Origin of the sequence: Streptomyces sp. NBC_01463 (genome assembly GCA_036227345.1) — a bacterium.
Classification (GTDB): Bacteria; Actinomycetota; Actinomycetes; order Streptomycetales; family Streptomycetaceae; genus Streptomyces.
In genome coordinates this window covers 8,051,798-8,074,823 of record CP109468.1, presented here as the reverse complement: position 1 = coordinate 8,074,823, position 23,026 = coordinate 8,051,798, and the positions used below count along the sequence as shown (strand labels likewise).

The 23,026-nt window shown below is 71.7% G+C and carries 22 protein-coding genes and 1 tRNA gene; 9 read left to right on the top strand and 14 right to left on the bottom strand.

Annotated elements, in window-relative coordinates; translation table 11 throughout:
* Window positions 1-3: 3 nt before the first annotated feature.
* On the bottom strand, window positions 4-1,218 hold the full coding sequence (locus tag OG521_35425) for an ROK family protein (GenBank protein ID WUW25770.1): 1,215 nt from the start codon (window positions 1,216-1,218) through the stop codon (window positions 4-6).
* Window positions 1,219-1,397: 179 nt separating this feature from the next.
* On the opposite strand from OG521_35425, the gene OG521_35420 reads away from it, so the two are divergent.
* From OG521_35420 to OG521_35405, 4 genes are all read left to right on the top strand, one after another.
* Entirely contained in the window at window positions 1,398-2,615 is a 1,218-nt protein-coding gene (locus OG521_35420) for an MFS transporter (protein ID WUW25769.1), read from the top strand.
* A gap of 80 nt (window positions 2,616-2,695) precedes the next feature.
* Window positions 2,696-3,067, top strand: coding sequence for a hypothetical protein (locus tag OG521_35415; GenBank protein ID WUW25768.1), 372 nt, complete (start codon window positions 2,696-2,698; stop codon window positions 3,065-3,067).
* Window positions 3,068-3,088: 21 nt separating this feature from the next.
* Window positions 3,089-3,838, top strand: a complete 750-nt coding sequence (locus OG521_35410) for a maleylpyruvate isomerase family mycothiol-dependent enzyme (GenBank protein WUW25767.1) — start codon at window positions 3,089-3,091, stop codon at window positions 3,836-3,838.
* Between the two features lie 134 nt (window positions 3,839-3,972).
* A complete protein-coding gene (locus tag OG521_35405) occupies window positions 3,973-4,287 on the top strand; it encodes a DUF6332 family protein (protein ID WUW25766.1) in 315 nt (104 codons plus the stop codon).
* Here OG521_35405 and OG521_35400 read toward each other — a convergent pair.
* The 3 genes from OG521_35400 to OG521_35390 form a co-directional block, all read right to left on the bottom strand.
* Window positions 4,248-4,913 (bottom strand): response regulator transcription factor, encoded by a 666-nt coding sequence (locus OG521_35400; protein ID WUW25765.1) that lies wholly within the window; start codon window positions 4,911-4,913, stop codon window positions 4,248-4,250. The genes OG521_35405 and OG521_35400 overlap by 40 nt on opposite strands.
* On the bottom strand, window positions 4,910-6,244 hold the full coding sequence (locus tag OG521_35395) for a sensor histidine kinase (GenBank protein ID WUW25764.1): 1,335 nt from the start codon (window positions 6,242-6,244) through the stop codon (window positions 4,910-4,912). The genes OG521_35400 and OG521_35395 overlap by 4 nt, the downstream gene beginning before the upstream one ends.
* Before the next feature lie 144 nt (window positions 6,245-6,388).
* Window positions 6,389-7,186 (bottom strand): TetR/AcrR family transcriptional regulator, encoded by a 798-nt coding sequence (locus OG521_35390; GenBank protein ID WUW25763.1) that lies wholly within the window; start codon window positions 7,184-7,186, stop codon window positions 6,389-6,391.
* A 128-nt stretch (window positions 7,187-7,314) separates the two neighbouring features.
* Between OG521_35390 and OG521_35385 the strand changes: the two genes are divergently transcribed.
* Complete coding sequence (locus OG521_35385; GenBank protein ID WUW25762.1) at window positions 7,315-7,767, top strand: nitroreductase family deazaflavin-dependent oxidoreductase; 453 nt, start codon at window positions 7,315-7,317, stop codon at window positions 7,765-7,767.
* 210 nt (window positions 7,768-7,977) lie between these two features.
* On the opposite strand, the gene OG521_35380 is transcribed toward OG521_35385, so the two are convergent.
* Complete coding sequence (locus OG521_35380) at window positions 7,978-9,192, bottom strand: geranylgeranyl reductase family protein (protein ID WUW25761.1); 1,215 nt, start codon at window positions 9,190-9,192, stop codon at window positions 7,978-7,980.
* 183 nt (window positions 9,193-9,375) lie between these two features.
* Between OG521_35380 and OG521_35375 the strand changes: the two genes are divergently transcribed.
* Complete coding sequence (locus OG521_35375; GenBank protein ID WUW25760.1) at window positions 9,376-10,740, top strand: dipeptidase; 1,365 nt, start codon at window positions 9,376-9,378, stop codon at window positions 10,738-10,740.
* A gap of 166 nt (window positions 10,741-10,906) precedes the next feature.
* On the opposite strand, the gene OG521_35370 is transcribed toward OG521_35375, so the two are convergent.
* A complete protein-coding gene (locus OG521_35370) occupies window positions 10,907-11,944 on the bottom strand; it encodes an NUDIX hydrolase (protein WUW25759.1) in 1,038 nt (345 codons plus the stop codon).
* 217 nt (window positions 11,945-12,161) lie between these two features.
* Between OG521_35370 and OG521_35365 the strand changes: the two genes are divergently transcribed.
* Window positions 12,162-12,338 carry a hypothetical protein gene (locus OG521_35365; protein ID WUW25758.1) on the top strand — a complete coding sequence of 59 codons (177 nt, stop codon included), beginning with the start codon at window positions 12,162-12,164 and terminating at the stop codon, window positions 12,336-12,338.
* Window positions 12,339-12,495: 157 nt separating this feature from the next.
* On the opposite strand, the gene OG521_35360 is transcribed toward OG521_35365, so the two are convergent.
* Together OG521_35360 and OG521_35355 are read right to left on the bottom strand one after the other, a co-directional pair.
* Window positions 12,496-12,924, bottom strand: coding sequence for a hypothetical protein (locus OG521_35360; protein WUW25757.1), 429 nt, complete (start codon window positions 12,922-12,924; stop codon window positions 12,496-12,498).
* Window positions 12,925-12,956: 32 nt separating this feature from the next.
* Window positions 12,957-13,223: a hypothetical protein gene (locus OG521_35355; GenBank protein ID WUW25756.1), complete on the bottom strand. Its 267-nt coding sequence runs from the start codon at window positions 13,221-13,223 to the stop codon at window positions 12,957-12,959.
* A gap of 125 nt (window positions 13,224-13,348) precedes the next feature.
* Here OG521_35355 and OG521_35350 point away from each other — a divergent pair, with 125 nt between their 5' ends.
* On the top strand, window positions 13,349-14,473 hold the full coding sequence (locus tag OG521_35350; protein ID WUW25755.1) for a hypothetical protein: 1,125 nt from the start codon (window positions 13,349-13,351) through the stop codon (window positions 14,471-14,473).
* Window positions 14,474-14,503: 30 nt separating this feature from the next.
* On the opposite strand, the gene OG521_35345 is transcribed toward OG521_35350, so the two are convergent.
* The 5 genes from OG521_35345 to OG521_35325 all read right to left on the bottom strand — a co-directional run bounded on the left by OG521_35345 (window position 14,504) and on the right by OG521_35325 (window position 19,647).
* Window positions 14,504-16,129: a TROVE domain-containing protein gene (locus OG521_35345; protein ID WUW25754.1), complete on the bottom strand. Its 1,626-nt coding sequence runs from the start codon at window positions 16,127-16,129 to the stop codon at window positions 14,504-14,506.
* Window positions 16,130-16,231: 102 nt separating this feature from the next.
* Window positions 16,232-16,302 (bottom strand) — tRNA-Ser (locus tag OG521_35340).
* Window positions 16,303-16,515: 213 nt separating this feature from the next.
* Window positions 16,516-17,430, bottom strand: coding sequence for a carbohydrate ABC transporter permease (locus OG521_35335; GenBank protein WUW25753.1), 915 nt, complete (start codon window positions 17,428-17,430; stop codon window positions 16,516-16,518).
* Window positions 17,427-18,341: a sugar ABC transporter permease gene (locus OG521_35330; GenBank protein WUW25752.1), complete on the bottom strand. Its 915-nt coding sequence runs from the start codon at window positions 18,339-18,341 to the stop codon at window positions 17,427-17,429. Before OG521_35330 ends, OG521_35335 begins: the two co-directional genes overlap by 4 nt.
* A gap of 16 nt (window positions 18,342-18,357) precedes the next feature.
* A complete protein-coding gene (locus tag OG521_35325) occupies window positions 18,358-19,647 on the bottom strand; it encodes an ABC transporter substrate-binding protein (GenBank protein WUW25751.1) in 1,290 nt (429 codons plus the stop codon).
* A 263-nt stretch (window positions 19,648-19,910) separates the two neighbouring features.
* On the opposite strand from OG521_35325, the gene OG521_35320 reads away from it, so the two are divergent.
* Complete coding sequence (locus tag OG521_35320) at window positions 19,911-21,956, top strand: NPCBM/NEW2 domain-containing protein (GenBank protein WUW25750.1); 2,046 nt, start codon at window positions 19,911-19,913, stop codon at window positions 21,954-21,956.
* Window positions 21,957-22,065: 109 nt separating this feature from the next.
* Here the strand turns inward: OG521_35320 and OG521_35315 are convergent, their stop codons facing one another.
* Window positions 22,066-23,022: an ROK family protein gene (locus OG521_35315; protein ID WUW25749.1), complete on the bottom strand. Its 957-nt coding sequence runs from the start codon at window positions 23,020-23,022 to the stop codon at window positions 22,066-22,068.
* Window positions 23,023-23,026: the final 4 nt, after the last annotated feature.

Here is a 23,026-nt window from a genome sequence, read left to right as displayed (position 1 = left end):
GCCTCAGGCGAGCGCGCCCAGCGGGTCGTCCAGCACCGGCTGCCAGGCCAGCTCCGCCGCCCCGACCAGGCTGTTGTGGTCGAGGGTGCAGGGCAGGATCGGCACACTGCCGCTGCGCCCCCACAGGCTGCGGTCGGCGACCACCGCGCGCAGCCGTTCAGGGTCGGCGTCCAGCAGCGCGCGGTGCAGTCCGCCGAGGATGATGCGGTCCGGGTTGAGGATGTTGACGAGTCCGGCGAGTCCGAGGCCGAGACGGTCGATCAGTTCCTCCGCCGCGTTGCGCACCGTCGCGTCGCCGTACTCGTTGCGCAGCAGGTCCCCGGACTGCTTGAGCAGGGACTCCTCGGGGCCGGGCACGCGGCCGGCGGCGGTGAGGAAGGCGAGCGGGTCGGTCTCCACGTCGAGGCAGCCGCGGCCGCCGCAGTGGCAGGGGCGGCCCTCGGGGTTGACGGTGAGATGGCCGACCTCCAGGGCGAGTCCCGAACTCCCGGTGTGCAGGCGGCCGTCCAGGACGAGCGCGCCGCCGACCCCGCGGTGGCCGGTGGCGACGCACAGCAGGTGCTGAGCCCCTCGCCCGGCCCCGTGGCGGTGTTCGGCGAGCGCGGCGAGGTTGACGTCGTTGCCGGTGAACGCCGGTCCGGTGATGCCCGCTTCGCGGACGCATGTGGCGAAGATCTCGCGGACGGGGGCCCCGGCGGGCCAGGCGATGTGGAGGGGGTTGAGGGCGGTGCCCTCCGGCTCGGCGACCGCGGAGGGCACCGCGAGGCCGGCCCCGACGCATCGCAGACCGCTGTCGCGCAGCAACCGTGCACAGTCGTCCACGACTTCGCCGATGACCTGTGCCGGGTCGGCCGTGATGGTGACACAGCCGGGGGCGGTCGCGACGAGCCGGCCGCCGAGACCGACCAGCGCGGCCCGGAATCCGTCCGCGTGCACCTGGGCGGCCAGCGCCACCGGCCCGGACTCGCGCACGGCCAGCCGGTGCGAGGGGCGGCCCTGCGAGCCCGCCGCCGACCCGGGGCTGGAGTCGACCCGGATCAGGCCAAGCGCCTCCAGCTCGGCGGCCACCGCGCCCGCCGTGGCGCGGGTGACCCCGAGCTCGGAGGTGAGGACGGCGCGGGTGGGCGCGCGTCCGGTGTGCACCAGTTCCAGCGCGGGCCCGAGCGCGCTGCGGCCCCTCTCCAACTTCGTCCGGGTGGTGGTCCCCTTGCCGTTCATGGGGGCGAGTCTCCCATGATCCGGAGGCACTGCCGACGCGGCGGTACCCGGCTTCCCACCCGCGCCGCCCCGCTCCTCGGCGTACCGGCGCCGCTCCCGGCACACCGCGCCCGGCCGGGTTGACAGCGGGGTGGACGGCCGTCTTGCGTCCGCTGTCCACGGGCCCCTATGCTGAGTTTGTGCCGCAACTAAACAAACTGCGGACGGCACTGCCGGGGGACCCGGGCGGAAACACCGCCACACCTCCGTCGGCCCGCCTCCGTACCGCGCTGACCGTGTTCTTCGCCCTCGACGGGTTCCTCTTCGCCGGCTGGGTGGTCCGCATCCCGGCCATCAAGCACCAGACCGGCGCCTCGGCCTCCACCCTCGGCCTCGCACTGCTCGGCGTATCCGCCGGCGCCGTGATCACCATGATGCTGACCGGCCGGCTCTGCCGCCGGTTCGGCAGCCACCCGGTCACCGTCGTCTGCGGTTTCCTGCTGTCGCTCAGCATCGCGCTTCCCGCCCAGACCCACTCGGCGCTCTCCCTCGGGCTGGTGCTGCTGGTGTTCGGCGCGGCGTACGGCGGCATGAACGTGGCGATGAACAGCGCGGCGGTGGACCTCGTCACCGCCCTGCGGCGGCCCGTGATGCCCAGTTTCCACGCCGCGTTCAGCCTCGGCGGCATGATCGGCGCCGGGCTCGGCGGCCTCGTGGCGGCCGGCCTCTCGCCCTCCGCGCACCTGCTCTGCCTGACCGGAATCGGACTGCTGGTCACCGCCCTCGTGGGCCCGGTCCTGCTGCGGTACCCGTCCCGCAAGGCCGTCCCGGCGACGGCCGACGGCGGAAAGGGCGCCCAGCGCCTGACCGGACGGGCACGCCGTGTGGTGCTGCTGTTCGGCGTGATCGCGCTCTGCACCGCGTACGGCGAGGGCGCGCTGGCCGACTGGGGCGCGCTCCACCTGGAGCAGGACCTGCACGCCCACCCCGGGGTGGCGGCGGCCGGCTACTCCCTCTTCGCACTCGCCATGACGGCGGGCCGGCTCAGCGGCACGGCACTGCTCGAACGGCTCGGACAGACCCGCACCCTGGTCGCGGGCGGCACCACCGCGGCGGCCGGGATGCTGCTCGGCTCGCTCGCCCCGACCACCTGGCTCGCGCTCCTCGGCTTCGCCGTCACCGGGCTCGGCCTCGCCAACATCTTCCCGGTGGCGGTCAGCAGGGCGGGCGAACTGGCGGGTCCCGGCGGGGTGGCCGCGGCCTCGACGCTCGGCTACGGCGGGATGCTCCTCGGGCCGCCCGCGATCGGCTTCCTCACCGACTGGTTCTCGCTGCCCGTGGCCCTGACCACGGTGGCCCTGCTCGCGATGGCCGCGGCCGCCCTCGGCTACGGCGCCCGCAACGCGGCACACACCTGAGCGAGTGAGTAGCCGTACTCAGGCAGGAACGATTCACCCGGCGCAGGATGGAGAGGTCAGCCATCTACGGGGAGCACACCATGAACAAGCCGGTCCTGACCACGCGGCACGTCCGCGCACTCGCCCGACTCACCTTCGGTAACGTCGCCTCGCTGATCTACCTGGGCGTGGTGGCGGCGACCGCCGTGTTCGTCACCGTGGACACCCTGTTCGTCGCCCACGAGGACGCGTCGTTCGCGGGCGTGTGGCTCTTCTTCCTGGCGGCGCCGACCGTGTTCGTCTTCTTCGTCGGCGGCGCGGTGCTGGGCGCGGAGGCGGCGGGACCGGCCTGGTTCCTCTACCTGGCGCTGGTGGTGTCCGTGCTGGTGCAGTCGCTCGCGCTCGGCTGGTTCGTACGGCTGGTGCGCGGCGTCACCGGCCGGGCCCGCCCGGCCCACCCGCAGGGCGCCTGATCCCCTGGCACAATCCCAGCCATGAAGATCACGGAGTACATACATTCCCTGGCCGCCGACGGCCGGTTGCTGGCGGACGCGGCCGAGGGGGCGGGGACCGGGGCACCGGTGCCGACCTGTCCGGGCTGGCAGGTCCGCGATCTCCTCAGGCACACCGCGATGGTGCACACCTGGGCGGCCGCCTTCGTGACCGAGGGCCACACCTCCTACGTACCGGACGGCGGGGAGCCGGACCTGGACGGGCCGGAACTGATCGCCCGCTTCCGGGAGGGACACCGGCAGCTGGTCGACGCGCTGGGGAGCGCGCCGGAGGACCTGGACTGCTGGGCCTTTTTCCCCGCCCCTTCGCCCCTCGCCTTCTGGGCGCGGCGGCAGGCCCACGAGACCACGATCCACCGGGTGGACGCGGAGTCCGCGCGCGGCCGGGACCTGTCGCCCGTGGCGCCCGCCCACGCGGTGGACGGCGTCGACGAGCTGCTGCGCGGCTTCCACGCCCGGCCGAAGAGCCGGGTGCGGACCGAGACCGCGCGCACTCTGCGCGTGCGCGCGACGGACACCGAGGCGGCATGGACGGTGCGGCTCTCCAACGAGCCGCCGGCGGCGGTCCGCGAGGACGGAACGGCCGCGGACTCCCCCGTGGACTGCGAGCTGAGCGGCACGGCCGAGCAGCTCTACCTCACGCTCTGGAACCGGCTGCCGCTCACCGCCGTCACGGTGACGGGCGACGCGGACCTCGCACGGCTGTGGCGCGAGAACTCCTCCGTCACCTGATCCTGACCCGGCGGGGCCCTGCGCGGACGGCGCCGGCGCGTCCTCCGGCGCGTCCTCCGGTGCGTACGGAGCGGGCGCGTGGTGGCCGGAAGCCGGGGTTGTCCGGCGGCCACCGCGCCTGTGAGACTTCGGACATGGGACACCGGAGCCAGGCGGACCGTGACGCGATGACCGTCGAGATCGGCTTCGCCGTGGTGACCGGAGCCCTGCTGGCCGGAGCCGCGTTCCTCACGGTCTGCGCCCCGGCGCTCCTGCTCACCTCACGCGACTCGGTGCCCTCCGCGCTGTTCATGGCCGCGACCGCCGTGGCCGCGCTGGTCTTCGTCGGCCGCGTCGTCGACGTGCTGTGGCGGTTCGGTCACCGCGACACCGAGCCCGAGATCGGCAGGCACGGCCCCGTACTGCCGGATCAGCCCAGCCAGCCGGGGCGGACGAGACCTGACTCATAGGCCAGGACGACCAGTTGAGCCCGGTCGCGGGCGCCGAGCTTCACCATCGTCCGGCTGACGTGGGTCTTGGCGGTGAGCGGGCTGACGACGAGGCGGCGGGCGATCTCCTCGTTGGAGAGACCGATGCCGACGAGCGCCATCACCTCCCGCTCCCGTTCGGTCAGTTCGCTCAGCCCGTCAGCGGCGGCCGGCTCCTTGGACCGGGCCGCGAACTCGGCGATCAGGCGGCGCGTGACGCCCGGGGAGAGCAGTGCGTCACCCCCGACCACCGCCCGGACGGCCCGCAGCAGTTCCTCCGGTTCGGTGTCCTTGACCAGAAAGCCGGAGGCCCCGGAGCGGATCGCCTCGAAGACGTACTCGTCGAGCTCGAAGGTGGTGAGCATGATCACCTTCACCTCGTCGAGCGCGGTGTCCCCGGTGATGGCGCGGGTGGCGGCGAGGCCGTCGAGGTGCGGCATCCGGATGTCCATCAGCACGGCGTCCGGCCGCAGCTCACGCACCAGCCGGACGGCCTCCTCGCCGTCGGCCGCCTCACCCGCCACCTCGATGTCCGGCTGGGCGTCGAGCAGGGCGCGGAATCCCGCCCGGACCAGCAGCTGGTCATCGGCGAGCAGTACGCGAATCACGGTGTCTCCTTCTGGTGCGCCGCGCCGGAACCGGCGGCCGGCAGCGGGAGTTCGGCCCGTACCCGGAAGCCGCCGTCGGGCCTTGTCCCGGCCTCGATCGTGCCACCCAGGGCCGCCGCCCGCTCGCGCATCCCGGCCAGCCCGTTGCCGCTGCCCCCGGCGTCCGTGCCGGTCGCGGGTCCCGCGTCGTCGATCCGGAGCCGGATGCGGCCGCCCCCGTAACCGACCCTGACCTCGGCGGTACGCGAACCGGAGTGCCGCACCACGTTGGTCAGCGCCTCCTGCACGATCCGGAACGCGGCCAGGTCGGCGCCGGGCGGCACCGTGCCGCGTGCTCCGTCGGTCTCGACCGTGACGGCCAGCCCCGTGCTCGCGGCCTGTTCGACCAGCTCGGGCAGCCGGTCGAGTCCGGGGGCCGGCGCCCTGGGCGCGTCCCCGGGCGTACGGAGCGTGTCCAGGACCTGCCGGACCTCGCCCAGCGCTTCCTTGCTGGCGGCCTTGATGGTGGTCAGAGCCGTACGGGCCTGCTCGGGGTCGCTGTCGAGCAGGGCGAGTCCGACGCCTGCCTGGACGTTGATGACGGAGATGCTGTGCGCGAGGACGTCATGGAGTTCGCGCGCCATCCGCAGCCGCTCCTCGTCGGCCCGCCGCTTCTCCGCGAGTCGCCGCTCGGCACGCTGCGCGGCCCACTGTTCCCGGCGCACGCGGACGAACTCGGCGGCCGCGACGATGGCCACCACCCAGGCGGCGACCGCCAGTTCCTGCCCCCAGGGCGGGGCGTCGTCGCCCTCGGGCGGCAGCCAGCGGTAGAGCCAGTGCGCGACCAGGAGGTGGCCGACCCACACCATGGCCACCGCCGACCACGCGGCACGCCGGTGTCCGGCGACGACGGCGCTGAAACAGCCCACGGCCACGGCCAGGAACACCGGGCCGTACGGATAGCCGGCCCCGAGGTAGACCATGGCCGCGGCAGAGGCCCCGAAGACGGCCACCACGGGGTGGCGGTGACGGAGGAGCAGCACGGCGACGGCGGCGAGGAGGAGCAGCCGGGCGAAGAGGTCGAGCGGGGCCTTCTCGTCGGCCTGGCCATGGGCCGCGAAGGTCGAACCGACCATGACGAAGATGCCGAGCAGGATCGTCGATGCCCAGGGCAGTCGGCGGGCGGACCCACCCGACGCGCCCGTCAGCCAGCGCGGCGGTTCGCCCTGGCTCCAGAAGCCCCGCGGGCCCGGAGCGCCGGCCGTCCCGCCGCGCGCCCAGGGCGGCCGGCGCGCCGGCCCGCCCTGTTCCCCGGAGGGACCGTCGCCTGTCTGTGAGCGCTGCTCTTCCATGCCGGCCACGCTAGACCGCACACCCGCGCCCCGGCGTCCGCCGGGCGTGGTGATCACCCGTACTCCCTGGGGAGTACGGCGAACGGGGCCGGCGAAGGCCCCGGTGCGGAGGAGGAGGCGGCCGGGTGCTGCCGCCGCGCGGTCCTACCGGTGGCCGTCCAGCAGACCGACCGTACGGGCCAGCTCGGCCGCGGCCTGGCGGAAGAAGACCTCGCGGTCCTCCACCACGCGGTTGAACTGGCCGAAGATCTCGAACGACACCAGTCCGAAGAGCTGCGACCACGCGGCGACCAGGCGCGCGGCCGCCGCCGGCGGCAGACCGGGCGCGAGATCGGCGGCGAGCCGTTCGGCCTCGGGGCGCAGTTCCCCGGCGAGCGGTGGCAGGGCGATCCCCTGCGCCTCATGGGCCTCCACCACGATGGCGATGAGGGTGAGCCCGACCCGGGACGCGGGGCCGACGGTGGCCTGCGGCGCGGTGTAGCCGGGCACGGGCGAACCGTAGATCAGGGCGTACTCGTGGGGGTGCGCCAGGGCCCAGTCGCGTACGGCGCAGGCGACCGCGACCCAGCGGTTCAGATGAACGGCGGAGCCGGTGGGCGGGGCGGTACGGGCGGAGCCGGTGGGCGGGGCGGTACGGGCGGAGGCGGTGGGCGGGCGGCGGGCCGCGGCGCGTCCGTCGCCTTCGGCGGTCGCGGTCCGGTGGGCGTGCTCTGCGGCTTCGCCGACGGAGTCGTACGCATCGACGATCAGGGCGGTGAGCAGCTCGTCGCGACTGGGGAAGTAGCGGTAGAGCGCCGACGAGACCATGCCGAGCTCGCGCGCCACGGCACGGAGGGAGAGCTTGGCCGCACCCTCGGCCGCGAGCTGCTTTCTCGCCTCGTCCTTGATGGCGGCGGTGACCTCGATACGGGCCCGTTCCCTGGCTCCCCGGATAGCGCTCATGTCTGCCAGTCTGCCACGAATTGGAGCACTGACCAATAACGAGAGCAGTGCTCTTGCTTTTGAGCACCCATTCCGTGCACACTGATCTCAAGCGAGAGCACCGCTCTCCCAAATGTGTGGGGGTCCCCATGTCGCAGCCGTACTACCTTCAGGGAAGCCCGTTCGCCATCCGGATGAACAGCATGATCGGGTGGCTGGCGCGGCACGGAGTCAGCCTGCTCGGATCGCAGGAGCTGTCGGTGCGGGGCCGCAAGAGCGGGCAGATGCAGCGCGTCCCCGTGAACCTCCACACCTACGAGGGTGTGCAGTACCTCGTCTCCGCACGCGGCCACTCGCAGTGGGTGCGCAACATGCGGGCGGCCGGCGGCGGCGAGCTGCGGGTGGGCCGCAGGACCCGCGCGTTCACGGCCACGGAGATCGCGGACGACGAGCAGAAGATGATCGTCGTCCGCGCCTACCTGGAGCGCTGGGGCTGGGAGGTCAACCAGTACTTCAAGGGCATCACGGCGAAGTCCACGGATGCCGAACTGCTGGCGGCCTGCCCCGACCACCCCGTCTTCCGGATCGCGGTGGAGAACTGACCCCCTGCCGGACGGGACCCCACGACGCCGCGAGCCGGCCGGACACCTCACGGCCGGCGGCGGCGTGACAGCGGACCCCACGGACCCGGCAGGACTCGCGGATCTCGCGGACCCTGCGGGCCCCGCAGGCCCCGCAGGCCCCGCAGGAGCAGACCCCACGGCCGGTCAGCAGAATCCGAGCCGGTCAACCGGATCCGAGCCGAGCAGCCCTCAGCGGTCCATCGCCGACAGCGCCCGCTGCGCCAGCGGGTGCGAGCGGACCAGCTCGGCCAGCGAGGTCGTCCCACGGGTGATGCCCGCGAACGCGTTCCACGCGGGGCGGAAGCCCGTCAGTACCGCGTGCAGCAGACCCGGGCGCCGCTCGAAGAGCTTCAGCATGCGTCGTCCCACGCTCATCTCGACGCCGAGTCCGGCCTTGATGGCGAAGGCGTAGTTGAGCGCCTGGCGGCGGGCGTCGACCGCGTCGTGCGACTCCGCGACCCGCACCGCCCACTCACCGGCGAGCCGCCCCGAACGCAGCGCGAACGAGATGCCCTCGCGGGTCCACGGCTCCAGCAGACCTGCCGCGTCCCCGCACACGAGCACCCGGCCGCGCGAGAGCGGCGAGTCGTCGCTGCGGCAGCGCGTCAGATGGCCGGAGGAGATCTTCGGCTCGAACCCGGCCAGGCCGAGCCGCGCGATGAAGTCCTCCAGATACCGCTTGGTGCCGCCGCCGTCGCCGCGCGCCGAGATCACACCGACCGTCAGCGTGTCCCCCTTGGGGAAGACCCAGCCGTAACTCCCGGGCATCGGGCCCCAGTCGATCAGCACCCGGCCCGCCCAGTCCTCCGCGACCGTCTCGGGCACGGGGATCTCGGCCTCCAGGCCGAGGTCCACCTGGTCAAGCTTCACCCCGACATGTGCTCCTATCCGCCCGGCACTGCCGTCCGCGCCCACGACCGCACGGGCCAGGACCGTCTCGCCGCCGGACAGCACGACCGCGACCGTGCGCCGGTCGGGCACCGCGGCACCGTGCTGCTCGACCCGGGAGACCGTCGCCCCGGTGCGCAGTTCGGCGCCGGCCTTCTGCGCCTCCTCCACCAGGCCCGCGTCGAACTCGGGGCGGTTGATGAGGCCGAAGAGCATGCGCCTGGAGCGGCGGGTGCGTGCCAGCCTGCCGTTCAGCGAGAACGTGACCGCGTGGATCCGGTCCCTCAGCGGCAGTTCGAAACCGGGCGGCAGGGAATCGCGTGAATATCCGATGATGCCGCCGCCGCACGTCTTGTAACGGGGCAGCTCCGCTTTCTCCAGGAGCAGTACCCGACGGCCGGCGACCGCCGCCGCGTATGCCGCGGAGGCTCCCGCCGGTCCGGCGCCGACTACGACGACGTCCCACACGGACGACTCTTCGTGCTCATGTCCGGCGTCTGCGTTCTCGCTGCTCACGATGTGCTTCTGCTCCCGATCCGACCAGTGGCCCAAGCTGCTTCCGGCATCCTACGGCGCGCCGCGGCCGACCCCTGCTGTGGGAGGATCGGCCGAGCCTCCGTCGTACCTGCAACGCCGCACTCCTGGCGTGCATGTACCCGGATTCATACACATAACGTCGCACCTACGAGGAGCGTGCCCATGACCGCCCATCCGATTTCCGAGACCGTCGCCTCGCTGATGCCCCGCGCCAAGGCGGAGCTGACCGAGCTGGTGGCTTTCCAGTCGGTGGCGGATCCCGCGGTGTTCCCGAAGAGCGAGTGCGAGGCGGCCGCGGGCTGGGTCGCCGACGCGCTGCGCGCCGAGGGCTTCCAGGACGTCGCCCTGCTCGACACCCCGGACGGCACCCAGTCCGTCTACGGCTTCCTGCCCGGTCCGGCCGGCTCCCCCACCGTGCTGCTCTACGCGCACTACGACGTGCAGCCGCCGCTCGACGAGTCCGCGTGGCTCTCCCCGCCGTTCGAGCTGACGGAGCGCGGCGGCCGCTGGTTCGGCCGCGGCGCGGCCGACTGCAAGGGCGGCTTCGTCATGCACCTCCTCGCGCTGCGCGCCCTCAAGGCGAACGGCGGGGTCCCGGTCTCGGTGAAGGTGATCGTGGAAGGCTCGGAGGAGCAGGGCACCGGCGGTCTGGAGCAGTACGCGCAGGCCCACCCCGAGTTGCTCGCCGCGGACACCGTCGTGATCGGCGACACCGGCAACTTCCGGGTCGGTCTGCCGACCGTCACCTCGACCCTGCGCGGGATGACGATGCTGCGGGTGCAGCTCGACACCCTCGAAGGGAATCTGCACTCCGGACAGTTCGGCGGCGCCGCGCCCGACGCGCTGGCCGCGATGATCCAGCTGCTCGCGTCGCTGCGCGCCGAGGACGGCACGACGACCGTCGACGGCCTGACCACGGACACGGAGTGGGACGGTCTGCAGTACCCGGAGGAGGAGTTCCGCAAGGACGCCAAGGTCCTGGACGGGGTGGAGCTGATCAGCACGGGTACGGTCGCGGACCGGATCTGGGCGCGCCCCGCCGTCACCGTGATCGGCATCGACTGCCCGCCGGTCGTCGGCGCGACGCCCTCGGTGCAGGCGAGCGCACGGGCACAGGTCAGCCTGCGGGTGCCGCCGGGCGAGAACGCCGATGAGGCGACGAAGCTGCTGACCGCACACCTGCGGGCGCACGCACCGTGGGGCGCGCGGGTCTCGGTCGAACAGGTCGGCCAGGGGCAGCCGTTCCGCGCCGACATCACCAGCCCGGCGTACACCGCGATGGCGGACGCCATGCGGATCGCGTACCCCGGCCAGGAGATGCAGTCCTCCGGCATGGGCGGCTCGATCCCGCTCTGCAACGCGCTCTCCGAGCTGTACCCGGAGGCGGAGATCCTGCTGATCGGGCTGAGCGAGCCGGAGGCGCAGATCCACGCGGTGAACGAGAGCGTGTCCCCCGAGGAGCTGGAGCGGCTGTCGGTCACCGAGGCGCTGTTCCTGCAGAACTACGCGGCCTCGAAGAACGTCTGAGCGAGCCTCCGGGCACGACTGTGCTCCGGGCGGAACCGCCCGGAGCGCACGTCGCAGGCGGGCCGTGGCCTCGCTCCGGCGGCCGTCCGCCGCCGAGAGCGGCCACGGTCCGCCTGCGCCACAGCACCCCGCTCACCCCGGCGCCGCCACGCCCGTGCGTGCCCCATCAGCCGACCGGGACCCCGGCCTCCAGGTTGAGGACGGCCGACCGCTCACGGGCACGGAGCGCCCAGCGCAGCCGTTCGTACCGGGTGGGCGGCAGCAGGTCTGCCGCCTCCTCCTCGGTGACGAACCGCCAGCCGCGCAGCTCGGAACCGGGCAGCAGGAGCCGTTCGGCGTCGGCGCCCGGCAGCGTCCCGCCGTCGAAGAGCAGCCGCAGCCCGCCGAAACCGGGCGGCCGGGGCGCCTCCCAGTCGACGACGAGGAGTCTGGGCACCCGTTCGAGATGGATCCCTATCTCCTCGGCGACTTCCCTGATCCCGGCCTGCGCCGGGGCCTCGCCCGCCTCCACCACACCGCCGGGGAACTCCCAGCCGGGCTTGTACGTGGGGTCGACGAGCAGGACCCGGTCGTGTTCGTCGAAGAGCAGCACCCCGGCCGCGACGGTCTCCGCCGTGGGGTCGGGTGTCTGGACGATCTCGCACGCCGGGGCCGCACCGGTGCGCACGGCCTCGGCGATGAGCTCGGCCGTCTCGCGGGGGGTGAGTGCGCTGTTGTCTATGGTGTGGGCGTCCCCGGTGATCCAGTCGAGCGCCGAGCGGTAGGGCTCGATGCTCTCGTACGCCCACTGCCCGGTGCCGTCGGGCTGCTCCGGATCGTCGGGGAAATCTGCCCGGTGCGCGATCCGTTGCCGCAGGATCGTTTCCTCAGGTGAGAGCAGTACATGACGCACCGCGATGCGTCTGGAGGCGAGCCCTCCGAATATCTCGTCGCGATACTCCTGTCGCAGCAGCGTCATCGGCACCACCAGCACCCCACCGACCTCGGCGAGCAGAGCCGCCGCGGTGTCCACCACGAGACGCCGCCAGATCGGCAGGTCCTGGAAGTCGGTCACCTCGGCGAACTTCTTCTGGGGCAACAGGGTTCCCAGCCCCGTACCGGTCAGTTCCGGGTCGTAGAAGGTGCTGTTCGGGATCAGATCGATCAGTTCGCGCGCGGCGCTCGTCTTGCCCGCGCCGAACGCACCGTTGATCCAGACGATCACGGTTCCCCCTCTTCCGTAGCCCCCTGTGGCTTGCCCGCAACACCCTGCCGCGAAAACACGACTGTGGCGATGACGTTGCGGGAACGCAACCGCGCCTGCCGGCCGGCAGACGTCTTCAGGTACGGGGAACGGGGCCCGGTCCGGCACAATCCGGCCGTAACGGCGACGGCGGGGCGTCGTTGGAGCGGACAGCAGAACGAACGACAGGGGGTGGGCCGTGCGCCGCACCGTGCTTGAGCAGTTTCCCGCAGGGGACCCGCGGGGCAGCTGGCCCGCGGAGGAGTTCGCGGCGGCCCGCCGCGGCGAGGGTGTCGCGGCGGAAGTCGTGATGGACCTGGAACAGGACGCGTTCCTGGTGATCGTGCCGCAGCAGTCCTCGGACCGGGGACGCTGAGGAGGTCCGGAGCATGCGGGTGACCGGAGCTTGCGGGGGGCGTGAACAGGCCGGTCACCGGGACGCGAACGCGTGACCGGCCCGGCCCTGAGAGCGCGGCAGGCGGTCGGCCCGATCAGTCCGTCCTATCAGTCAGCCAGCCCGTCCGTCCTATTAGTCAGTCCGACCGACCGACCCCGTCCGGATCCGACCGGTCGTCCCCCGGCGCTTCGTTCCGTCGCGCGGCCACGGCGTCGAAGAGAGTCCAGCCGTCCACGGCCAGGACCTGTGGAGCATCGGTGCACCAGCCGCGGAGCAGCGCTTCGTCGAGCAGGGCACGGCTGGTGCCCGGCTCATGGAGGTTGAGGAAGCCGCCCTCCCCCATGCCCACCGCACCGGAGGGCACGTAGGCCTCGGGCACCAGCCGGCCCGGACCCGCCCTGAAGGTGACCTCCAGCCCGCCCCGCTCCTCGGCCGGGTAGACGGCAAGGACCTCCCGGCAGTCCAGGGTCCTGCCGTCTTCCCCGCGGTGCCGGTGGCTCACCTTCCAGTGGAAGGTGGTGCCGTCGGCAACGAGACGTCGGGCCTTCTTCTCTCTGCGCGCCATCCGGGGATGCTAGTGCCTCCCGGCACCGGCGCTCAGGGCGTGTCGCCCCGCCAGTCCCACTTGTACGGGTCATCGGCCCGTGGCCCGTACTCCGCCCTGCCGCCGGCACCGTAGGAGCCGATCTCGGTGATCAGCGCGGAGCCGTCCGCGAGGGCCACCTCCGTCCAGCCGGTCACGTCCAGCAGCAGCCCGTCGAGCGGACCGCCCACCAGCTCCCGGTAGACACGCCCCGGCCGGGGACCCGGATCGGGGTCGTCGTGATCGGCGCCGTACACCCTGCGCCGCATGATCTCGTCCATACCCGCAGGATCGCACCCACCACTGACAACCGCTTCGGCCGGTGAGCCCGTGCGACTCGATCGGAGGTACCTCCCGGGCTCCGGAGCGCCTTGATCCTTCCGTTCCGTGCCTGTTCAATCGGCGGATGGCCGGAAGTGATGCCGATCCGAACCCCTGGACCGCACTGTCCGCGAGCCTTCGTCCCTCCGAGGACACCGCCGTGGCGTGGCTGCGCGGTCTGGGGAACAACCCGGCCGCGCCGCCGGAGGTGCTGGTCGGTCTCTTCGACGCGGGCCCACGGCCCTGTGTGTACTTCCTGTACCGCGACGACCTGCCGGACGGCGTGCTCGACGCGGCGGTCGTGCACCCGGCCAAGAGTGTCCGGGTCACGGCAGCGGAAGCGGGGAGGCTATCGCCGGCCCAGTGGAGCCGGCTCCTCGCCGCGACCGACGACCCGGCGCTGCGCGCCGTTCTGGCGGAGCTGGCGGTGGACCAGGCCTCGTACCGGGCATCCGGGGCGCGCATCGGGGTGGCGAATCCGCCGTCCCCCGGGTCCCGGCCCCCGTCGACCCCGGCCGAGATCGCCACGATGGCGGCCGCCGTGCCCGATATCACCGCCGACTCCCGTACGTACGCGGTGTGGTGGATCGCCGCGCTCCACTCCGACACCGACGCGATGCGCCGGCTGGCCGCCTCGCCGAACCTGCTGATCCGCCGGAGTGTGGCCCGCGCCCCACGCCTTCCGCCGGACGTCGTGGAACTCCTCTCGCACGACACGGACCGCGTCGTACGCCTCTTCCTCAGCGAGTCCTGCGAGGACGCCCCGGCGGACCTGCTCCTGGAGGTGTGGAGCTGGTGGTCCGGCAGCTTCTCCTTTCCGGGGCGCCCGCGCAATCACCCCAACTTCCCCCGCCACGGCCTGCTCCGCTTCGCGGAGGACCCGGCCCCCCGGATGCGCCTCCTGGCACTCGACGACCCCGCTTCGTCCGCCCTTCTGGTCGAACGGTTCAGCCACGACCCCGACGCCCTCGTGCGGACGAGGGCCGCCCTCGACCCGCGCCTGTCCGCGGCATCCGCTGTCAGGCTGACCGGCGACGCCGATCACCATGTCCACAGCTCGGCCCGGCGGAATCCGGCACTGCCGGCGGACGCCCTGGTCTCCTCGCTCCTCGATGACCACTGTGCCGAGGCGGCCGCCCGGAACCCCGCCATCCCGACGGCCGTCATGCACCGCATGATCTCCCTGGCGACCCCGCGCCAACGACCGTGACGTGCCGGCCGCCGGTCGGACCGCAACGGGTCAGACGGCCGCGGTTTCCCACGGCCACGCCGCGTCCCGGCCCGCTTCGAGCAGCGGGATCATGCGGAACGCCTGGTCGGTGAGGCCGCCGAAGGTGTGCCGCGCGCCCTGGCCGGACGGGGTGTGCCCGGCTTCGTACCCGGCGAGGTTCCAGGTGTACATCGGGGTCGCCGCCGGAATCGCCTCGGTGACCTCCTGTGCGTCGTGGCCTGCCTGTTCGTCGGTGACGATGACGACCCGGTCGTGGCCGCGGAACGTCTCGCGGAGCGCCGGGGCCGTATCGGTGCCCCCGCCGAGGAACCAGCCCCCGTCCTTCCACTTCCGGACGTCACCGAGCAGGGAGCCCCCCAGGGTGACGCGGAACGCCTTCGTCCTCGCACCGGGCGGCTGGTCCCAGTACTGGCGGGCCGAGGAGAACGACACCACGTCCGCCTTCGCGCACCGCCGCCCCAGCGCGATGCCGAAGAGGGCCGCGGCGTCCCACCGCATGAGGGAGCCGTCGCGGGAGAACGACGCGTCCATCGACGACGACGTGTCGACGAGGATCAGCGTCCGCCCGCCCAGCTGCGGAATGCTGGAGAGCGAGCAGGTGAGCGCCTGGTCGAGTGCGTGTCCCCAGCGCAGGGACGGCGCGGCGTTGAACGCGGAGTAGAACCGCATGGGCAACTGCCGTGACCGGGCGACCTGCTCGGGGTCGGAGAGCCGCTTCGCCACCTGCTCGGCCACCTCGTCGCCGACGCCCGCCTCGTCGAAGTTCCGGAGGTTGCGCAGCAGCGCCATGTACCCCATGGAGGGTATGACCGCCTCCCACGCCTTCGCGTCCATGGGGCCCTGGAGCCAGCCGGCCAGCGCCTCCCATGTCATGCCTGCCTCGCGGAACAGGTCCGTCACCCGGGGGTCCTCAAGGACACCGCGGCGGTCCTCGGCCGGCATCCTCATCAGCGCGTCGCGGGCGCGCAGCATGGGGAGGACGGTCGGTATCTCCTCGTCCCGGTTCTTGCGCCGGTCGATGGCGTGCTTGAACAGCGCTCCCTGCCAGGGCTTGTCGTCGGCGGGGCTGGGGTGGACGAGGTTGAGGACGTCGCCGAAGCGGTAGCCCTTGGAGCCGGTGTCGTACGCGAGCAGGCTCCGCTCGTTGTAGAGACGCTGTACGGCGTCGGCGACGCCGCGCTTCAGGGGCTTCGGAAGCCTGCGGCCGTACGTGGACGTCCAGTAGCCGAGCAGTTCGCCGGGCTCGTCGGCGCGCTGGAGCACCGAGTCGACGGTCTGACGGGAATGGCCCGGCGCCTCCTTCAGCAGCCGCTCGGCCGTGAACTCGGCGGCACCGACCAGGGCGGCGGTGCGCATGTTGCCCTCGCCGCGCAGCCACTTGAGGAGTCCGGCGACCCACTCGGGGTCGCTGACCGCGAGCTTGCGGACGAGCTGGGCGTAGCGGTCGTCGCGGGCCTCGCCCTTCTCGTAGAAGGTGTTCTGCGTGACGAAGTTGCTCACCGCCAGCAGGAAGAGCTCGGACTTGGCGTCCCGGAGGTACCCGGTGCCGCCCTCCGCGGTGCGCGTGTGCGTCCCGGTGCTGCGTACGGGCGAGGCGGCGGCCGGACGGGAACCGCGCTTGTTGAAACGGGACATGAATGGCCCCCTCCTGTGGAGGGGAAGCTCAGCGTGGGGTGCCCGAGATCAAGGTCGGTGACGGAACGAAGTGCTCTGGGCCGCTGAGCTACCTCCGGTCCGTGGACCGGCGGCCGGGATTCGAACCCGGGTCCCTCTCTTGACAGGAGAAGTATCCGTCGCCTGCGCACCGGGCACCCCGGCGCTGTGCCTCCCGAGATAAGGACGGGCCCGCCGGGCTTGTGAGAGAAGTAGGCGGTCCCTGCGCACCGGGAGGTGCATGTGCTGATCGCCCCACCATAATCATCAAGCCTTCGTGCACACAGGGATTTTTGACCCGCCCGGCCGGCCTGGCGCGCCCGGACCGCCCGGGCCTCCGGAACCGCCCCGCCCGGCCCGTCCGTCGCTCAGCCCTTGCTGGAGCCCAAGGTCAGCCCCGCGATGAAGTGCCGCTGCAACAGCAGGAAGACCACCAGGGTCGGGAGGGCGACGATCACCGATCCGGCGGCCAGCAGGTTGTAGTCGGTGAAGAACTGGCCGCGCAGGTTGTTCAGCGCCGAGGTGACCGGGAGTTTGTCGCCGTCGGAGATGAAGACCAGGGCCCAGAGGAAGTCGTTGTACATCCAGGTGAACTGGAGCGTGCCCAGGGCCGCGAGCGCGGGGCGGCACAGGGGCAGGGTGATGCGCCAGAACTGGGTCCAGACGCCCGCGCCGTCCACGACGGCCGCCTCCAGGATCTCCTGCGGGAGGGTCCGCATGAAGTTGGCCAGGACGAAGACGCAGAAGCCGAGCTGGAATCCGATCTGCACCAGGATGACGGCCCAGTAGGAGTCGAACATCGTCATCGAGTCGGACATCCAGTAGGGCAGCGGGATGCGGTTGAAGACGACGTACAGCGGGGTGACGATCACCTGTTGCGGAAGCAGGTTGCCCGCGGTGAAGAGCATGAGCAGGACGAGCCCGCCGCGCATCTTGAGCCGGGCGAGCGCGAACGCCACGAACGAGGCGAGGAAGAGGGTGATGAGTACCCCGGGCACCGCGATGATCATGGTGTTGACGAAGTACTTCGTCATGCCGGAGTCGGAGAACGCCTGCCGGTAGTAGTCCAGCGAGAGGTGGCGCGGCAGCGAGAAGTAGCCGTACTCCGACGTCTCGTCGTACGGCCTCAGGGAGGCGTACACGGCGAGCAGCAGCGGGGCGAGGAAGGCCAGCGACACGGCCATCAGGAAGGCGTGCACCCCGAGGCGGCCGGGCCGGATCCGGCGCCGGGGCGTGACCGGGGCTCCGGGCGCCGGGCGGACGGCTGCGGTCTGCGTGGTCATCGGTTCTTCTCCCCTCGGAGTTCCTGGACCAGGTACGTGACGACGAATCCCAGGGAGACGGCCAGCAGGACGACGGCGATGGCGGAGCCGAACCCGATCCGGCTGGCCTCGCCGATGATGTTGTCGGTGACGAGCACCGAGAGCAGTTCGAGGCCGTTGCGGCCGTGGTTGACCGCGTACACGATGTCGAACGCGCGCAGCGACTCGATGACGGTGATGACGCCGACGATGATGTTGACCGGGCGCAGCGTGGGGAAGACGATGCGGAAGAAGGTCTGGGCCTCGCTCGCCCCGTCGATCGCGGCGGCCTCCTTGAGGGAGGAGTCGACGGCCTTGAGGCCGGCGAGGTAGAGGATCATCACGTAGCCGGTGTGGCGCCAGGCGGCGGCCAGCAGGACCATCCAGATGTTGAGGTCGGGGTCGCCCAGCCAGTCGGTGGGGTTCCTGGTGTCGCCGACGATCGCGTTGAGGGCTCCCTGGTCGCGGGAGAAGATCAGCTGCGCGATGAAGCCGACCACCGCGAGGGAGAGCACGACGGGCATATACAGGGTCGACTGGTAGAAGCGGCTGAAGCGCACGCCCCTGTCGATGAGTACGGCGAGGAGCAGCCCGAACGGCGTGGCGACCAGGCCGAGGAAGGCGAGCCAGAGCAGGTTGTGGCGGGCGGCCGGCCAGAACTGCGGGTAGTTCGTGAACAGGTTGGTGTAGTTGCGCGTCCCGACCCACTCGATGTCGCCGATGCCGTCCCAGCTGGTGAACGAGAGGACGACGGAGGCGAGGGTCGGCCCCCAGACGATGGCGATGTCGAGCAGGACGGGTATGCCGAGCAGCGCCCCGAGCACGACGAGGTCGCGGCGGGTGAACCGCCGCGTGCCCCGTCGTCCGGTGCGCCGCCCCGAGGTGAACGGCACGGTCGGTACTCCCGGTTCAGTCCGAGGCGAAGATGGTCTTCTTCTGCCGTTCGATGTCGTTGACCAGGCCGTCCACGTCGTTCGGGCTGCTGATGAACTTCTGGATCGCCGGGATCATGACCGTGGACGAGAAGTCCGGGCGGGTGTCCCGGTCCAGGAACTGGGAGATCTGCTTCGCCCCGGAGACCAGCTCGACGGCCTTCTTCTGGATGGCGGAGTACTGGGAGGTGTCGGCCTGGTCGCTGACCGCGATGTTGTTCGGGTCGCTCTTCAGGTAGATGTCCTCGGCCTTGCCGGTGGCGAGCCACTTCAGCAGGTCCTTGGCGCTCTCCAGGCTCTTCTTGTTCTTGAGGTTCTTCGACTTCTTCGCGAGCAGGAACCCGTCGATCGGCGCCTCGACGGCGTCCTGGCCGTGCTCGGGGTTGATGACGGGGAAGGGGAAGAAGTCGAGGTCGGCCTGTTCGCCCTTGGGGAACTGGGCCCCGGGGTGCGGCAGTCCGAGGACGGTCATGCCCGCCTCGCGCTTCTGCAGGCTGGTGGCGGCCTCCTGCCAGGTACGGCCGTTGGCGCCCTGCTGGCAGTACGGGAGCAGGCGCCGCCAGGTGTCGAAGACCTCCCGGACCCGTTTGTCGGTCCAGGCCTCCTCGCCTGCCATCAGGCTCTTGTGGAATTCGTATCCGTTGGTCCGCATGTTGATGTAGTCGAAGGTGCCCATGGCGGGCCAGCCGTCCTTGTCGCAGAACGCGATGGGGTCCAGCTTGTCCTTCTGCATCTGCTTGGCGAGGGCCACGTACTCGTCGAGCGTTTTGGGCGCCTGATAGCCGCGCTCGGTGAAGAGGCTCTTCCGGTGGAACACGGCCCACGGATAGTAGTAGTAGGGCGTGAGGTACTGCTTGCCGTCCTCGCCGGTGGACTGGGCCTTCAGGGCGTCCGAGAATCCCTCGTAGCCCTCCCAGTTGTCACTGATGTCGTGCAGCAGCCCCTTCTTGGCGAAGAACTGCATGCGATTTCCGGCGAACCACATGAAGACGTCGTCGGGCTTGCCCTGGAGATATCGGTTGATGTTCTCCTGAAAGGTGTTGTGGTCAACGGTGTTGACCTTCACCTTGCGGCCGTCCGACTGGGCGGCGTAGGCCTTGAAGGCGTCGGCGAACGCCTTCTTCGGAATGGGGTCGGACGAGTTCGATCCCAGGGTGATGGTCTTGCCGTCACCGCCGGGTCCGCCGCCGCAGGCGGTGAGCAGAGCGGGCAGCGTGACCGCGCCGGCTCCGACTGCCGCGCCCCGCAGCAGACTTCGCCGGGACATCCGATGTCCCGCGACACTGCCGGGCAGATCTGACCTGTCGTACGAGTGCGCCATGACCCCCTCCTCCGGAAGGCAACCGAACACAACCGAACGTGCGCTTGGATCTCACCCCCAACCAGCAGTGGCGTCAAGGGTTTTGACGAGATACCGAACAACCGGCACCACCCCTCTTCCAACAGACTTCAACACGCTCTAACGTAATCGCTCGTCTTGGCGTGCACATGTCGCCACCCGTTTCGGCACGAGCCAGGAGGAACGTAACGATGCGTCATCTTCCAAGCCGTACAACCCGAACAGGCCGCCGCAGAGTCATCGGAGCGCTCGCCGCGGGCCTGCTGTGCGCGGCGGGAGTCACCGTTCCCGCCGCCGCCCAGTCCCCCGCCACCGCGTCCGCGACACCAGGCGCCGCGCGGGCCGGCAACGGTCTCGCCCTCACACCCCCCATGGGGTTCAACAACTGGAACTCGACCCATTGCCGGGCCGAGTTCGACGAGGCGATGGTGAAGGGCATCGCCGATATCTTCGTGGCGAAGGGACTCAGGGAAGCGGGCTACGAGTTCGTCAATCTGGACGACTGCTGGGCGAAGCCGCAGCGCAACGCGGACGGCAAGCTGGAAGCCGATCCGGCGCGATTCCCGAACGGGATCAAGGCGGTCGCCGACTACGTCCACTCGAAGGGGCTCAAGCTCGGCATATACACCAGCGCGGGCACCAAGACCTGCGACAGCGTCGGACTCCCGGGCGCGCTCGGGCACGAGTACAGCGACGCTCAGCAGTTCGCAGACTGGGGCGTCGACTATCTCAAGTACGACAACTGCAACAACCAGGGCGTGGACGCCAAGGAGCGCTATACGACGATGCGTGACGCGCTGGCCGCGACCGGCCGGCCCATCGTCTACAGCATTTGCGAATGGGGCGAGAACAAACCCTGGGAGTGGGCCGCCGGTCTGGGCAATCTCTGGCGCACCACGGGCGACATCAACGACAGCTGGGGCAGCATGCTGTCGATCATGAAGCAGAACCTGCCGCTCGCGGCGGCCGCGGGCCCCGGCCACTGGAACGACCCCGACATGCTGGAGGTCGGGAACGGCGGGATGACGGACACGGAGTACCGCACCCACTTCTCCATGTGGTCGGTGATGGCCGCACCCCTGCTCATCGGCTCCGATCTGCGCACGGCGACGCCCGAGACGTACGAGATCCTCGCGAACCACGAGGTCATCGCCGTCGACCAGGACCCGCTCGGCAAGCAGGGCACCGTGCTCTCGTCCGAGGGCGGGCGCTGGGTCGTCGCCAAGGAGATGGCGGACGGCAGCCGGGTGGTGGCGCTGTTCAACGAGACCGGGAGCGCGCAGCGGATCTCCACGACGGCTACGGCGGCGGGGCTGCCGCAGGCCTCCGCGTACACCGTGCGCGATCTCTGGGCGCACACCACGCAGAACACGGCGGGCAGCCTCTCGGCGACCGTCCCGGCCCATGGGACCGTCCTGCTGCGTGTCGCCGCCGACAGCGACTGGGCCGCCTATCCGCCCGCGGTGGAACTGGGGCTCGGCACAAACCCGTTCGTGGAGGCCGGCCGCACGCAGCAGCTGACCACCACGGTCACCGGCCTGGGCCGGACGCCCGCCGTGAAGGTGTCGGCCGCGCTCTCCGGGCCGGCCGGCTGGCGGGTCAGGGCCGATTCCGCGACCACGGCTGCCGCCCTGCCGACCGGCAGGGCGCTGACCACCCGCTGGCGCGTCACGGCTCCGGCCGGCACGGCAACCGGTGCCTACGATCTGACACTCACCGCGCAGTACCGCTCGCCCTCGGGACAGCGGGTGCGGACCTCCGTACCGTTCCAGGCCCACGTGGTGGTGGCGCCACCGGCCGGCGACGGCTACCTGAGCGATCTGCCGCAGCTCTCCGCGGCCAACGGCTACGGACCGGTCGAGAAGGACACCAGCAACGGTGAGAGCGCGGCCGGTGACGGCCATCCGCTCACCATCGGCGGCGAGGTGTACGCGAAGGGGCTGGGGGTGCACGCGGACAGTGCCGTCGAGTTCTACACGGGCGGCGCGTGCAGCGCGCTGACGGCCCGAGTCGGGGTCGACGACGAGAAGGGCGACGACAAGGGAAGCGTGGGCTTCGAGATCTGGGCGGACGGCACGAAGGCGGCATCGACCGGGGTGCTGACCAACGCGATGGCCGCGCAGCCGGTCTCGGCCGACGTGAGCGGTGCGCAGGTCGTGCGTCTGGTGGTCACCGACGGGGGCGACGGCGTCGACTCCGACCACGCAGACTGGGCGGACCTCCGCATCACCTGCTGAGGCCGCCGCCCCGGGGAGGCAGAAGGTCCTCGGGACGGCCGGGTGGCGACGACAGCCGCCGTCGCCACCCGGCCGCGGTTCCGTGACGGCCCGGAGAGCCGGACCGCCGCTAGACGGACACAGCCCCGTCCGCGGTGACCCGTGCGGCGAAGGCCGCGGCCGCCGCGCCCACGAGTCCGGCGTCGTTGCCCATGACCGCCGGTGCCACGGTGAGCTGCTGGACGAACGAGAGCGTCGCGTACCGGCGCAGGGCGGTGCGCAGCGGGGCGAACAGCACCTCGCCGGCGCCGGCCACTCCGCCGCCGATCACCGCGATGTCGATCTCGACCAGGGTGGCCGTCGCGGCGATGCCCGCGGCCAGCGCCTGCGCGGCGCGTTCGAACGAGGCGACGGCGACCGGGTCGCCCGCCCGTGCGGCGGCCGCGACCGCGGCCGCCGACGCGTCGCCGTCCGGGCCGGGCCGCCAGCCGCCCTCCAGGGCGCGGCGGGCGATGTTGGGGCCGCTCGCGATGCGCTCGACGCAGCCGCGCGCCCCGCACGGGCAGGGATCGCCGTCGAGATCCACGCTGATGTGCCCGATGTGGCCCGCGTTGCCGCTGGGGCCGGGGTGGAGCGAACCGCCGAGGACGAGCCCGCCGCCGACCCCGGTCGACACGACCATGCACAGCGCGTTGTCATGGCCGCGGGCGGCGCCGAGCCAGTGCTCGGCCGCGGTGATCGCGACGCCGTCGCCGACCAGCTCGACCGGGAGCCCGCCGGTCGCCCTGCTCACCCGCTCCACCAGCGGGAAGCCCCGCCAGCCGGGCACGTTGACGGGACTGACCGTCCCGGCCGCGGCGTCCACCGGACCCGCGCTGCCGATCCCGACGGCCGTGGCCCGGCCCCACAGCGGGGAGGCGGTCAGTTCGGCCAGCACCTCACCGACGGCCGCCATCACCGTCTCGCCGTCCTCCCGGGCGGGCGTCGGACGCTGCACCCGCACGCGGAGCGTGCCGTCGCCGTCCACCAACGCTCCGGCGATCTTGGTGCCGCCGATGTCCAGCGCGGCGACGAGGTCGGTATGCATCGGT